This is a genomic window from Enterobacter sp. BIDMC93 (assembly GCF_001037805.1).
GTDB lineage: Bacteria > Pseudomonadota > Gammaproteobacteria > Enterobacterales > Enterobacteriaceae > Enterobacter > Enterobacter hormaechei_C.
The window spans coordinates 1,441,905-1,454,668 of record NZ_KQ089962.1; the positions used below are offsets into that span (position 1 = coordinate 1,441,905).

The 12,764-nt window shown below is 59.7% G+C and carries 13 protein-coding genes; 5 read left to right on the top strand and 8 right to left on the bottom strand.

The genetic code is table 11. From position 1 onward, the window contains the following. Complete coding sequence (locus SK58_RS06815) at nucleotides 1-222, top strand: non-oxidative hydroxyarylic acid decarboxylases subunit D (RefSeq protein WP_003862116.1); 222 nt, start codon at nucleotides 1-3, stop codon at nucleotides 220-222. A gap of 139 nt (nucleotides 223-361) precedes the next feature. Here SK58_RS06815 and mutS read toward each other — a convergent pair whose 3' ends face one another. Then, the gene (gene mutS, locus SK58_RS06820) at nucleotides 362-2,923 is read right to left on the bottom strand and encodes a DNA mismatch repair protein MutS (protein WP_048219569.1); all 2,562 of its coding nucleotides are present in this window, start codon (nucleotides 2,921-2,923) and stop codon (nucleotides 362-364) included. 113 nt (nucleotides 2,924-3,036) lie between these two features. After that, on the bottom strand, nucleotides 3,037-3,267 hold the full coding sequence (locus tag SK58_RS06825) for a SymE family type I addiction module toxin (protein ID WP_017692767.1): 231 nt from the start codon (nucleotides 3,265-3,267) through the stop codon (nucleotides 3,037-3,039). A 175-nt stretch (nucleotides 3,268-3,442) separates the two neighbouring features. On the opposite strand from SK58_RS06825, the gene SK58_RS06830 reads away from it, so the two are divergent. Then, the gene (locus SK58_RS06830) at nucleotides 3,443-3,787 is read left to right on the top strand and encodes a nitrous oxide-stimulated promoter family protein (RefSeq protein WP_022649174.1); all 345 of its coding nucleotides are present in this window, start codon (nucleotides 3,443-3,445) and stop codon (nucleotides 3,785-3,787) included. Between the two features lie 61 nt (nucleotides 3,788-3,848). Here SK58_RS06830 and flhA read toward each other — a convergent pair whose 3' ends face one another. From flhA to hypA, 6 genes are all read right to left on the bottom strand, one after another. After that, the gene (gene flhA, locus SK58_RS06835) at nucleotides 3,849-5,921 is read right to left on the bottom strand and encodes a formate hydrogenlyase transcriptional activator FlhA (RefSeq protein WP_032669319.1); all 2,073 of its coding nucleotides are present in this window, start codon (nucleotides 5,919-5,921) and stop codon (nucleotides 3,849-3,851) included. A 62-nt stretch (nucleotides 5,922-5,983) separates the two neighbouring features. Then, nucleotides 5,984-6,994 (bottom strand): hydrogenase expression/formation protein HypE, encoded by a 1,011-nt coding sequence (gene hypE / locus SK58_RS06840; protein WP_023295335.1) that lies wholly within the window; start codon nucleotides 6,992-6,994, stop codon nucleotides 5,984-5,986. Further along, nucleotides 6,991-8,112 carry a hydrogenase formation protein HypD gene (gene hypD / locus SK58_RS06845; RefSeq protein ID WP_032671927.1) on the bottom strand — a complete coding sequence of 374 codons (1,122 nt, stop codon included), beginning with the start codon at nucleotides 8,110-8,112 and terminating at the stop codon, nucleotides 6,991-6,993. The genes hypE and hypD overlap by 4 nt, the downstream gene beginning before the upstream one ends. Before the next feature lie 3 nt (nucleotides 8,113-8,115). Further along, nucleotides 8,116-8,388, bottom strand: coding sequence for a HypC/HybG/HupF family hydrogenase formation chaperone (locus SK58_RS06850; RefSeq protein WP_015571696.1), 273 nt, complete (start codon nucleotides 8,386-8,388; stop codon nucleotides 8,116-8,118). Next, on the bottom strand, nucleotides 8,379-9,242 hold the full coding sequence (hypB, locus tag SK58_RS06855) for a hydrogenase nickel incorporation protein HypB (protein WP_015571695.1): 864 nt from the start codon (nucleotides 9,240-9,242) through the stop codon (nucleotides 8,379-8,381). Before hypB ends, SK58_RS06850 begins: the two co-directional genes overlap by 10 nt. 3 nt (nucleotides 9,243-9,245) lie before the next feature. Continuing rightward, on the bottom strand, nucleotides 9,246-9,596 hold the full coding sequence (gene hypA, locus SK58_RS06860) for a hydrogenase maturation nickel metallochaperone HypA (RefSeq protein WP_015571694.1): 351 nt from the start codon (nucleotides 9,594-9,596) through the stop codon (nucleotides 9,246-9,248). 210 nt (nucleotides 9,597-9,806) lie between these two features. Between hypA and hycA the strand changes: the two genes are divergently transcribed. From hycA to hycC, 3 genes are all read left to right on the top strand, one after another. Next, nucleotides 9,807-10,271, top strand: a complete 465-nt coding sequence (gene hycA, locus SK58_RS06865; RefSeq protein ID WP_017382804.1) for a formate hydrogenlyase regulator HycA — start codon at nucleotides 9,807-9,809, stop codon at nucleotides 10,269-10,271. A 73-nt stretch (nucleotides 10,272-10,344) separates the two neighbouring features. Further along, a complete protein-coding gene (locus tag SK58_RS06870; RefSeq protein WP_017382803.1) occupies nucleotides 10,345-10,953 on the top strand; it encodes a 4Fe-4S dicluster domain-containing protein in 609 nt (202 codons plus the stop codon). Beyond that, nucleotides 10,950-12,764: a formate hydrogenlyase subunit 3 gene (hycC, locus tag SK58_RS06875; protein WP_015571692.1), complete on the top strand. Its 1,815-nt coding sequence runs from the start codon at nucleotides 10,950-10,952 to the stop codon at nucleotides 12,762-12,764. The genes SK58_RS06870 and hycC overlap by 4 nt, the downstream gene beginning before the upstream one ends.

The window sequence follows — 12,764 nt, forward strand, 5'->3', positions numbered from 1 at the left end:
ATGATTTGTCCACGTTGTGCCGATGAACATATTGAAGTGATGGCAACATCACCTGTGAAAGGTGTCTGGACGGTATACCAGTGTCAGCACTGTCTGTATACCTGGCGCGATACCGAACCGCTGCGCCGTACCAGCCGCGAGCATTACCCGGAAGCGTTCCGCATGACGCAGAAGGATATTGATGAGGCGCCGCAGGTGCCGACAATCCCGCCGCTGCTGTAAAAAAGCCCGGTGGCGGCTGCGCTTACCGGGCGATAATATTGTGCGGTCCTTTGCCCGGTGGCGCTACGCTTACCGGGCCTACGGGTTTTGTAGGCCGGGTAAGGCGAAGCCGCCACCCGGCAAAAAAGACCGCAGAGAACTAAACCAGACTCTTCAACCGATAAATCCACTCCAGCGCCTGTCGCGGCGTCAGGGAATCCGGGTCGAGATTTTTCAGCGCTTCCACGGCCGGAGAGGTCTCTTCCGGGACCGCCAGCAGTGACATCTGCGTACCATCTATCTGCGTCGCCGCCGCATTCGGTGACAAACTTTCCAGTTCACGCAGTTTCTGACGCGCGCGCTTGATCACCTCTTTTGGCACGCCCGCCAGCGCCGCGACGGCCAGACCATAACTCTTGCTTGCCGCGCCGTCCTGCACCGTGTGCATAAAGGCGATGGTGTCGCCGTGCTCAAGCGCATCAAGGTGGACGTTAGCCACGCCTTCCATTTTCTCTGGCAGCTGTGTCAGTTCGAAATAGTGCGTTGCGAACAGCGTCAGCGCCTTGATTTTATTTGCCAGACTTTCCGCGCACGCCCAGGCCAGGGACAGGCCGTCATAGGTGGAGGTACCGCGTCCTACTTCGTCCATCAACACCAGACTGTTCTCTGTCGCGTTATGCAGAATGTTGGCGGTTTCGGTCATCTCGACCATAAATGTAGAGCGACCGCTCGCCAGATCGTCCGCCGCACCCACACGGGTGAAGATACGGTCGATAGGGCCAATCTCAACCTTCTGCGCCGGAACGTAGCTGCCGATGTAGGCGAGCAGCGCGATAAGGGCTGTCTGGCGCATATAGGTGCTTTTACCGCCCATGTTGGGGCCGGTAATGATCAGCATTCTTCGCTGCGGTGACAGGTTCAACGGGTTGGCAATAAACGGTTCGTTCAGCACCTGCTCAACCACCGGGTGGCGGCCTTCGGTAATGCGAATGCCGGGTTTGTCAGTAAAGGTCGGACAGGTGTAATTCAGCGTATCGGCGCGCTCGGCCAGGTTTACCAGGACATCCAGCTCGGCCAGCGCAGCGGCGCTCAGTTGCAGGTCAGCCAGGTGCGGCATCAGGATGTCGAACAGCTCGTCATACAGCTGTTTCTCCAGCGCCAGCGCTTTACCTTTCGACGTGAGCACTTTGTCTTCGTACTCTTTCAGCTCGGGAATAATGTAGCGCTCGGCATTTTTCAGCGTCTGGCGGCGAACGTAGTGAATAGGTGCCAGGTGGCTCTGCCCACGGCTGATCTGGATATAGTAACCGTGTACCGCGTTGTAGCCGACTTTCAGGGTGTCGAGCCCCAGACGTTCACGCTCGCGGATTTCCAGCTTATCCAGATAATCCGTCGCGCCATCGGCCAGCGCACGCCATTCGTCCAGCTCTTCGTTATAACCTGGAGCAATAACCCCGCCATCCCGCACCAGAACAGGCGGCGCATCAATGATGGCGCGTTCCAGCAGTTCGCGAAGCTCGGTAAATTCGCCCATGGTTTCGCGCAGCTTCTGCACTGGCGCGCTGTCGATCTCTCCCAGCTGGGCGCGCAGTTCCGGCAACTGCTGGAACGCGTGGCGCATACGGGCGAGATCGCGTGGACGCGCGGTGCGCAGTGCCAGGCGCGCCAGGATACGCTCAAGATCACCCACCTGACGCAGCACCGGCTGCAAGTCGGTGTAACGATCCTGCAATGCGGCAATGGTTTGCTGGCGGCCGATCAGCGTGTCGGTATTGCGGATCGGCATATGCAGCCAGCGTTTGAGCATACGGCTGCCCATGGGGGTAACCGTGCTGTCGAGAACCGACGCCAGCGTATTTTCCATGCCGCCAGCGAGGTTCTGAGTGATCTCCAGGTTGCGGCGCGTGGCGGCATCCATGATGATGCTGTCCTGCTGACGCTCCATGGTAATGGAACGGATATGGGGCAGGGCGGTACGCTGCGTATCCTTAACGTACTGCAACAGGCAGCCTGCGGCACACAGCCCGCGCGGGGCGTTTTCTACGCCAAAGCCAATCAAATCGCGCGTGCCAAATTGCAGGTTCAGCTGCTGGCGCGCGGTATCAATTTCGAACTCCCACAGTGGACGACGACGCAGGCCGCGGCGACCTTCAATCAGCGCCGTCTCGGCGAAATCCTCTGCATAAAGCAGTTCTGCCGGATTGGTGCGCTGTAGTTCAGCCGCCATGGTTTCACGGTCAGCCGGTTCACTCAGGCGAAAACGACCGGAGCTGATATCCAGCGTGGCGTAGCCAAACCCTTTACCGTCCTGCCAGATCGCCGCCAGCAGGTTATCCTGGCGCTCCTGAAGCAGGGCCTCATCGCTGATGGTTCCCGGCGTCACGATGCGTACGACCTTGCGCTCAACGGGGCCTTTCGACGTGGCCGGGTCGCCAATTTGTTCGCAGATAGCGACAGACTCACCCTGGTTCACCAGCTTCGCCAGATAGTTTTCAACCGCGTGATGCGGGATACCTGCCATCGGGATGGGCTCGCCTGCCGACGCGCCACGTTTCGTCAGGGAAATGTCGAGCAGCTGAGACGCACGTTTCGCATCGTCATAAAAAAGCTCGTAAAAATCGCCCATACGGTAAAACAGCAAAATTTCCGGATGCTGTGCTTTCAGCTTCAGGTACTGCTGCATCATTGGGGTGTGCGCGTCGAAATTGTCGATTGTGCTCATGGAGTTATGATATCCATTTCTTTGAAAATATTACGCTTTGAGCGGCTCAATGGCCGATTGTTCCTTCTATTGTCGCATGAAAAAAAGGTGCGGCGCAGAAAAAAGTCACGACTTTACGAGGCATCTTCCACCATTAATTCAATGATGATTTTCCCGTGCTCGACGCCCACCCGAACCTGCGAGTTGGTGGTAAATCCCGCTTGCTCAAGCCAGTCGCCTTTCAGGCTCAGCGCTGCGTGTACGCTGTAGCGTTTTGGAATTTTCGTTTTACGGTCTTCATGACGTTTTCTGAAGTAACCCACTTTCAAGTGACGATAGGGTTTGGCGATCGCGATCTCTTGCATAAGCTCTCCGGTGAATGCGGTCAAAGGTGGTTATTTATGCCTGTATAAAATACCAGTAAAACGCAGCGGGGGGCGGGGTAATTCTGGAAGGGCGCTTCAGAAAATGGAATGCAATGACTGAAAATGTGCGGATAAAAGGGTATTATAAATGCACTTTATTGTTGAGGACGACGTTATGTCCGGTAAACGTATTTCACGAGAAAAAAAGACGATCGCCAGAATGATCGCCCTGTACGAAAACAGGTGTCCGCACGCCATAAAAGAAGAGGGGCACTATTCGGCGCTCAAGGCTTATGCCGATAAGCGGCTGGATAAATGCGTGTTTGGTGAGGAAAAACCTGCCTGCAAACAGTGCCCTGTGCACTGTTATCAGCCCGCCCGACGGGAAGAGATGAAGCAGGTGATGCGCTGGGCAGGGCCACGTATGTTATGGCGCCATCCGATTCTGACCATCCGTCATCTGATCGACGATCGCCGTCCGGTTCCGGAATTACCCGAAAAGTATCGGCCCAAAAAATAACCGGCTCCGCGCCGCAGTGGGCGACAAATTACGCGCAGGGCGACGTCGCCGGAATGACGGGTTAATTCAGACTCTCTTTATCGATTCCCAGACGCTTCATGCGCGAGAGCAGGGTGGTACGCTTCAGCCCCAGCCGTTGCGCCGCACCTTTCGGTCCGGCTACCACGCCGTTGGTCTCCTTCAGCACTCGCATAATGAGCTGATATTCATCTTCTCCCTCTTTCGCAAGCTCGGTTGCGGTCACGGTCGTTTCAGAGAGAGTAACCTCTGGCAGGGAGAGCTGGAGCACGTTCCCGCGCGTCAGCAGGACCGCGCGCTCAATGACGTTTTCCAGCTCGCGCACGTTCCCCGGCCACTCCATCGCCGAGAGTGTGCGTAGCGTTTCGGCAGGAATACTGTCGATATTTCGCCCCATCCGGCGGGCAATCTTCGCGGTAAAGGCTTTCACCAGCAGCGGAATATCTTCCGGGCGCTCGCGCAGCGGCGGCAGGCAGATCGGGAAGACGTTCAGGCGATAGTAAAGATCGCTGCGAAACTCGCGGTCGGCGACCATTTTTTTCAGATCGCGATTGGTGGCGGCAATCAGACGCACGTCGGTCTGGATCAGCTTGTTGCTGCCGAGGCGCTCGAACTCCTGCTCCTGCAAAACGCGAAGCAGCTTGGGCTGAAGCTCCAGCGGCATATCGCCCACTTCGTCTAGGAACAACGAGCTTTTATCCGCCAGTTCAAAACGGCCCAGCCGCTGGCTGCTGGCGCCGGTAAAGGCGCCGCGCTCGTGGCCGAACAGGTCGCTTTCCAGTAAGCCCGCAGGCATCGCCGCGCAGTTCATCTTCACCATCCGGCGGCTATTGCGGTTGCTCAGATTGTGGATCGCCCGGGCAATCAGCTCTTTCCCGGTACCGGTTTCACCGAGGATCAGCACCGTGCTGTCGCTCTGCGCCACCATTTCCACCTGCTTAAGGACGCTGTACATGGCATCGCTGCGCCCGATGATTTCGCCAAACTCGCTGTCCACGTTGTTGAGCTGCTCGGTCAGCGCCAGGTTTTCGTCCACCAGCCGCTCCTTCAGGCGGTGGATCTCCTGATAGGCGAGGGCGTTATCCAGCGCAATGGAGATACGCTCGGCGATCTGGCGCAGCAGCTTCAGGTTAGCGGTGGTAAATACGGCTTCATCGCACTGCGCCAGTTTAAGCACGCCGAGCATGGTGTTGCCGGACATCAGCGGCAGCAGGCACAGGGTCTGGATCTTGTTGCCCCAGGTGTTGAACAACATCCGCTCGTAGGGGGCTACCGGATCCTGTTCATTGAGATTGAGCAGCAGGATCTCTTTGCTTTTAAATACCCGCTCGGACAGCGTTCCCGCTTCGTCCACTTCGCTCTGCTCGTGCGCCGGGTTGGCTTCATCAAGGTAGTGGGTGGAGTAGATGTTCAGCTTGCCTTTCCGGTTGCCGCGTAGCGCAATGCTGATGGCATCGATTTTAAAATAGTGATGGATCTCTTTTGACACTTCGCTGACCAACTCATCCATGTCCAGGCGGGAGAGCACGGCGTTGGTGATGGCAACCAGAATGCGGAAGTTATCGCGCTCGCGGCTCAGCAGGTCGTAGTCCACGTTATTGGTGACGCGGCTTTGGATCTGCTCCGCGACAACGGCCACAATCTGGGTAAAGGTGTGCAGGCGTTCGTACTCCGCCTCGCTCCAGGGCTGGTCGGTATCGCGGATAAACTCGCAGCCGCCAAAAATTTGCCCTTCCACCGCCAGCGGCAGCATGCTGTAGTGGCCGAACGGGTGGTAAAGATTGCTCTCTGCCAGCTTCGGCCAGGCCTGGCGAAACTGGTCAAAATTGCAGTGCAGCGCTTCCGGGCGGGAGAGGATACGCCGCACCGGGCCGTGGGCCAGAAACGTTTCATCTTCATATTCGAAGATTTTGCCGTTATCACGCGTTGAGAAATAGCTCGCGCGGTGGGTTGCGCTATGCCAGAGCACAATGGCGGCGCTGTCCGCCAGCGCTGATTGCCTGACCAGCCGCGTCAGGGCATCGCTCAGCGCGCCGAGATCGGGCTGTTGTAAAAGTGTGCGCGTGATGTCAAACAGGCCCTGCTGTCCAAGATCGCTCATCGGTGTATACGGCATTATTGCTTTCCAATAGAAACTGGCAAAAAGAGAAATTCAGCGCTGACCGCTTTTGGCGCGGTCTAGCAAATTCGGGGTAACGGTTCAGCGTGCGGCAGATCCAGCGTGCGCTTCACGCCGTAAAGCCCGGTCAGGCGCACCCCTTTGCGCTCAACCACGTCGCCGATGATGGCCGCGTCTTTCCCTAAAGGATGCGCGCGCAGCTGTGCAAGTACGGCTTCCGCCGCCGCGCGTTCCACGCCGATCACCAGCTTGCCCTCATTGGCAAAGTTAAGCGGGTCTAGCCCTAATAGCTCGCACAGCCCGCGCACGGCGGGCTTAACGGGCAGGCCGCGCTCGGTCAGCTCAATCCCGCAGCCGCAGCTTGCCGCGAACTCGTGCACGACGGCATTCACGCCGCCCCGCGTGGCGTCGCGCAGGGCTTTTACGCCCGGCATGTCGCGCAGCGTCTGGATCAGCGGCGTGAGTACCGCGCAGTCACTGCGCAGCTCGCCATCCAGCCCCAGGCCTTCGCGCAGGTTCAGGATGGTTGCCCCGTGGCAGCCCAGCGTGCCGCTGACAATCAGCACGTCGCCTGCGCAAAGCTGCTGCGCGCTCCAGTGAATGTCGGCAGGGATCGCCCCCATCCCGGCGGTGTTGATGAAGAGCTTATCAGCCGCGCCGCGCTGTACCACCTTGGTATCCCCGGTGACGATGGCGATCCCCGCCTCGCGGGCGGTGTGCGCCATGCTGTTGACCACCGCCGTGAGCGTCTCCATCGGTAACCCTTCTTCGAGGATAAACCCGCAGGAGAGGTAGCGGGGGATCGCGCCGCTGACGGCGACGTCGTTTGCCGTGCCGCAGACGGCGAGCTTGCCGATATCGCCTCCCGGGAAGAACAGCGGGTCAATCACGTAGCTGTCGGTAGAGAACGCCAGCCTGTCACCGTGGGCGGTCAGGGCCGCGAGGTCAATACGCGCCTGATCTTCCTGCTCGGCGAGCCAGGGGTTATTAAAGGCTTCCATAAACAGCCGGTTAATCAGCTGCTGCATCGCCTGTCCACCGCTTCCGTGCGCCATTTCCACCGTGTTCATGCTTCACACTCCTGGTTGCGATAGTGATACCACGCGGCGCATGCCCCTTCGGAAGAGACCATCAGCGCGCCAAACGCGGTTTGCGGGTTACAGGCGTTGCCAAATAACGGGCAGTGATGAGGTTTGCATTTGCCGGTGAGTACGTCGCCACAGCGGGCGCGGGGATCGTCGCACACCTGCTGCGGCTGCGGGCGGAAATGCGCTTCGGCGTCGAAGGCGCGATACGTGGGCGTCAGGTGCACGCCGGATTCGGCAATCAGCCCCAGTCCGCGCCACTCGCTGTCGCCTTCGACGCTAAACACGTCGGCTATGGCCTGCTGTGCCCGTCTGTTACCTGCATCGGGCACCACGCGACGATACTGATTTTCCACCGCACTCAGGGCCGCTATTTTCTGCTCAACCAGCATGGTCACGCCTTGCAGTAGATCAAGTGGCTCGAAACCAGCCACCACTAACGGACGATTGTACTGTTCAGCGATAAAACCGTAGGCTTCTGTGCCGATCACCATGCTGACGTGGCCCGGCGCCAGAAACGCGTCGATACCGTTATCCGGCGCTTCAAGCAGGCTGCGCAGCGTGGGAATAAGCGTGATGTGCTGGCAGAAAAAGTAAAAGTTAGTGACGTTGCGGGCTTTCGCCTGCTGGAGGGTAATGGCGGTGGCGGGCATGGTGGTTTCAAAACCCAGCCCGAAAAAGACGACCTTACGCTCAGGATTAGCCATCGCCAGCGTCAGGGCATCCATCGGTGAGTAGACGATCCGCACGTCTGCGCCGCGCGCCTTCGCCTGGAGCAGCGAGCCATTTTTTCCCGGTACACGCATGGCGTCGCCAAAGGTGCAAAAAATCACACCGGGGCGGCTGGCGATGTCGATACAGCTGTCGATGCGCCCCATCGGCAGCACGCACACCGGGCAGCCGGGGCCGTGGATAAACTCGATGTTCTCCGGCAGCAGCTGGTCGAGGCCAAATTTAAAGATGGCGTGTGTGTGTCCGCCGCACACCTCCATGATCCGCAGCGGTTTTTCTTTCGTGTAGTCCAGCAGCGAGGCGCGGGTTTTCAGGCGATCGATAAGCTGCAACACCTGCTCCGGCGCGCGATATTCATCAACGTAACGCATGTGTTATCGCTCCTCGCCATACAGCAGGGCGCCCACGTCCGGCTCGACGTCAAACATATTCTGTAGCGCATCCAGCGTGTCGCGGGCTTCTTCCTCATTAATCACGCTCATGGCAAAACCCACGTGGACCAGCACCCACTGGCCGAGACGCGTTGCGCCGGTCTCATCGTGGCTGCCTACCAGCGTCAGGTCGACATCGCGCAGGATGCCGCAGACCTCCACTTTGGCCTGATTGCCGTCGAGGGAATGAATTTGTCCGGGGACGCCTATGCACATCGTTCGTTCTCCAGCCAGTTCAGCCAGGCGTCCATCCCGTCGCCGCGCGTGGCGGAAACCAGCAGGATCTCAATGTCCGGGTTCACTTCCCGGGCGTAAGCCAGGCACTTATCCACGTCGAAATTCAGGTACGGCAGCAGGTCGACCTTGTTCAGCAGCATGAGGGAGGCGGCGGCAAACATATGCGGATATTTAAGCGGCTTGTCTTCCCCTTCGGTCACCGAGAGCACCGCCACTTTATGCCGCTCGCCGAGGTCGAAGCTTGCCGGGCAGACCAGGTTGCCGACGTTTTCAATAAACAGGATACCGTTATCCGCCAGCGGCAGGCGCGGGGCGGCGTCGGCAATCATCTGCGCGTCCAGGTGGCACCCTTTCCCGGTATTGACCTGAATCGCAGGCGTACCGGTTTCGCGGATGCGCGCCGCGTCGTTTACCGTTTGCTGGTCACCTTCGATCACGGCGCAGGAGACGCGTTTATTCAGCCGTTTGAGGGTTTCGGTCAGCAGCGTGGTTTTACCGGAGCCGGGGCTGGAGACCAGGTTCAGCACCAGCTGTTCGCGCGCGGCAAAGCGGGCGCGATTGCGGGCGGCGAGCTGGTTATTCTTGTCCAGCACGTTGATCTCCACCTCCAGCATCTGGCGCTGGCTGATGCCCGGCGCGTGCGTACCCGCTTCGCCGTGGCCGTAATGGAGGTCGCCCGCGTCGGAACGCTGCGGGGCAAAGGTGATGCCGGTCAGGGCCGCCGCGGGACGCGGGGCAGGAGAAAAGGGTGCGGAGCGAAACGCGGAGTGGGGACGGTGTTCATCCCCTTCTATATACAGGTTGCCTTCAGCGCAACCGCAGGTACTACACATACATTACTCCTTCTCGATTTCGAGGCGTTGGATCTGCATACCGTCATCCGCCACGATGCGCAGCCCGCTGCTCTGGCACTGCGGACAGCGCTGTACCTTCGATGACAGCAGCGTGACGTACTGCTGACACTGCTCGCACCAGCACTCCGCCTGCTGCTCGTCGATATGCAGCTCGCACCCTTCCGCCAGCGTGCCGCGGCACACCAGCTCAAAACAGAAGGTGAGGGCGCTGGTCTCGACGCAGGAAAACGCCCCGACCTTCAGCCAGACGCCGGTGACGCGTTTCGCGTGGTTTTGCACTGCCTGCTGTTCGATAAGTTCCAGTGCCCGCTGGCAGAGGGTGATTTCGTGCATGACGCCTCCTTAATGAATTGCCCCTTCAATGCAATAACGGTGCCAGCTTGATTTGCGTTACGGCGTGACGATGTCAACGCTGTCGAAATGACACGTCGACACTGCGGCGGTGACAGTGCACATCTCTTTAAAATCCATTTAAATCAATAAATTAAAAACTGGCACGAAATCTGCTTAACAGCCGCTAACTCCATTAACCGGATACCTTTTATGACTATTTGGGAAATTAGCGAAAAAGCGGATTACATCGCGCAACGTCATCAGCAGCTCCAGGAGCAATGGCACCTGTACTGCAATTCACTGATCCAGGGGATCACGCTGTCGAAGGCCCATCTGCATCACGCCATGAGCTGTGCGGCGCAGGGGGATATGCGTTTTGTCCTGTTCGGCCACTTTACGATTTACGTCACCCTGGCGGAGACCTTCAACAGCCACACGATTGAGTACTACGTCGAGACGAAAGAGGGCGACAGGCACTGCATCGCCCGGGCGCAGCTGATGGCGGACGGCATGGTGGACGGTCACGTCAGCAACCGCGATCGCCAGCAGGTGCTGGAGCACTATCTGGAGAAAATCGCGCCGGTTTACAACGGCCTCTACGCCGCCGTTGAGCATGACAGGCCAGTCAACCTGAAACAGCTGATCGACGGAAAATCCTCCGCGAACGTGGCCTGAAAAACGAGTGTCGAGAAGTGTCGATAAGACAGTTTTTTTTCGTCAAAAATGACCATCACCAGAGGATGACCCGGTGAACCGTTTTGTAATTGCTGACTCGACGGTCTGTATTGGCTGTCGGACCTGTGAGGCGGCGTGCTCGGAAACGCACCGCCTGCACGGGCTACAGTCCATGCCGCGCCTGCGCGTCATGCGTAATGAGAAAGAGTCTGCCCCGCAGCTCTGTCACCACTGTGAAGACGCCCCGTGCGCGGGCGTCTGTCCTGTCAATGCCATCACCCGCGTTGACGGCGCGGTACAGCTGAACGAAAGCCTGTGCGTGAGCTGCAAGCTGTGCGGCATCGCCTGTCCGTTCGGTGCCATTGAGTTTTCCGGCAGCCGTCCGCTGCATATTCCGGCGAATGCTAATACTGCAAAAGCGCCGCCTGCGCCACCGGCTCCGGCACGCGTGAGTACGCTGCTGGACTGGGTGCCGGGCATTCGCGCCGTTGCGGTGAAGTGCGACCTGTGCAGCTTCGATGAGCAGGGTCCGGCCTGCGTGCGGACCTGCCCGACCCGGGCGCTGGTCCTGGTCAACATCCGCGATATCGCTCGCACCAGCAAACGCAAGCGCGAGCTGACCATCAATACCGACGTCGGCGATCTTTCGCTGCTGCGGGCGCTTAACGAGGGGGCGAAATGAACGCGATAGTTATGATGACCAGCGGCGTGGCCTGGTTTGCCGCCGCCGCTGTCCTGGCGCTGCTCCTCTCCTTCCATAAAACGCTGAGCGGGGCGATCGCCGGTATCGGCGGGGCGGTCGGCAGCCTGATGACGCTGGCGGCGGGCGGGGTTGTCCTGATCGACGGCCAGTCCGTCGACACCCTCATCCCGCTGATTCACCACGCCGTTGAGCTTACGCCGCTGAACGCCATCTGGCTGATAACCTTTGGCCTGTGCGGGCTGTTTATCAGCCTGTTTAATATCGACTGGCACCGCCATCAGCACACCAACGCCAACGGCCTGCTGGTTAACCTGTTGATGGCCGCCGCGGTCTGTACCGTTGTCGCCAGCAACCTCGGCGCGCTGGTGGTGATGGCAGAAATCATGGCCCTGTGCGGCGTGTTCCTGACCGGATGCAGCGCCTCCGGCAAGCTGTGGTTTGCGCTGGGACGTCTCGGCACGCTGCTGCTGGCGCTGGCCTGCTGGCTGGTGTGGCAGCGTTTCGGCACGCTGGATTTTGCCGCGCTTAACGGTCAGCCGCTGGGCAACGACGTCTGGCTGTTGGGCGTAGTCGGTTTTGGCCTGCTGGCCGGGATAATCCCGCTGCACGGCTGGGTGCCGCAGGCGCATGCCAATGCCTCAGCCCCGGCCGCTGCACTGTTCTCCACCGTGGTGATGAAGGTCGGTCTGTTCGGCATCCTGATGATAACCCTGACGGGCGATCAGCCGCCGCTGTGGTGGGGCGTGGCGCTGCTGATTGCGGGGATGATCACCGCGTTCGTCGGTGGCCTCTACGCGCTGATGGAGCACAACATCCAGCGTCTGCTGGCGTACCACACCCTGGAGAACATCGGGATTATCCTGCTCGGCATGGGCGCGGGCGTCACCGGGCTGGCGCTCAACCAGCCGGCGCTGATTGCCGCCGGGTTTATTGGCGGTCTGTATCACCTTATCAACCACAGTCTGTTTAAAAGCACCCTGTTCCTCGGTGCGGGCAGCGTCTGGTTCCGCACCGGGCACCGCGATATTGAAAAGCTCGGCGGGATTGGCAAAAAAATGCCCGTCATTTCGCTGGCGATGTTGGTCGGGCTGATGGCGATGGCTGCGCTGCCGCCGCTGAACGGCTTTGCCGGCGAGTGGGTGATTTACCAGTCCTTCTTCGCCCTCGGCCAGAGCGAGGCGTTTATCGGGCGTTTACTCGGCCCGCTGCTGGCGGTGGGCCTGGCGATCACCGGCGCGCTGGCGGTGATGTGTATGGCGAAGGTTTACGGCGTCACCTTCCTGGGCGCGCCGCGCACCCGCGAAGCGGAAAACGCCTGCTGCACCCCGGTACTGATGGCCACCAGCGTGGTCGCGCTGGCGCTGTGCTGCATCGCGGGCGGGGTTGCCGCGCCGTGGCTGCTGCCGCTGCTGGGCCACGCCATTCCGCTGCCGCTGGTCACGGCGCATACCGTCGTTTCCCAGCCGATGATGGCGCTGCTGCTGATTGCCGCGCCGCTCCTGCCGTTCGTGCTGATGCTGTTCTTCAGACGCGACCGTCTCGCCTCCCGCTCGCGCGGCGCGGCGTGGGCCTGCGGCTACGAACATGAGCAGTCGATGGTCATCACCGCCCACGGTTTCGCTATGCCGGTGAAGGAGAACTTTGCCGCCGTGCTGAAGCTGCGCCACTGGCTGAACCCGGTGGGCTGGGTGCCGGGCTGGCAGGGTGCCGCCGTGCCCGTACTGTTCCGCCGCCTGGCGCTGATCGAGCTGGCGGTGCTGGTGGTGATTGTCATTTCACGAGGAGCCTGA

Bases quoted from the DNA above. Each gene is read 5' to 3' on its own strand.
- SK58_RS06815 (WP_003862116.1), top strand. From the start codon at position 1: ATGATTTGTCCACGTTGTGCCGATGAACATATTGAAGTGATGGCAACA.
- mutS (WP_048219569.1), bottom strand. From the start codon at position 2,923: ATGAGCACAATCGACAATTTCGACGCGCACACCCCAATGATGCAGCAG.
- SK58_RS06825 (WP_017692767.1), bottom strand. From the start codon at position 3,267: ATGCAAGAGATCGCGATCGCCAAACCCTATCGTCACTTGAAAGTGGGT.
- SK58_RS06830 (WP_022649174.1), top strand. From the start codon at position 3,443: ATGTCCGGTAAACGTATTTCACGAGAAAAAAAGACGATCGCCAGAATG.
- flhA (WP_032669319.1), bottom strand. From the start codon at position 5,921: ATGCCGTATACACCGATGAGCGATCTTGGACAGCAGGGCCTGTTTGAC.
- hypE (WP_023295335.1), bottom strand. From the start codon at position 6,994: ATGAACACGGTGGAAATGGCGCACGGAAGCGGTGGACAGGCGATGCAG.
- hypD (WP_032671927.1), bottom strand. From the start codon at position 8,112: ATGCGTTACGTTGATGAATATCGCGCGCCGGAGCAGGTGTTGCAGCTT.
- SK58_RS06850 (WP_015571696.1), bottom strand. From the start codon at position 8,388: ATGTGCATAGGCGTCCCCGGACAAATTCATTCCCTCGACGGCAATCAG.
- hypB (WP_015571695.1), bottom strand. From the start codon at position 9,242: ATGTGTAGTACCTGCGGTTGCGCTGAAGGCAACCTGTATATAGAAGGG.
- hypA (WP_015571694.1), bottom strand. From the start codon at position 9,596: ATGCACGAAATCACCCTCTGCCAGCGGGCACTGGAACTTATCGAACAG.
- hycA (WP_017382804.1), top strand. From the start codon at position 9,807: ATGACTATTTGGGAAATTAGCGAAAAAGCGGATTACATCGCGCAACGT.
- hycC (WP_015571692.1), top strand. From the start codon at position 10,950: ATGAACGCGATAGTTATGATGACCAGCGGCGTGGCCTGGTTTGCCGCC.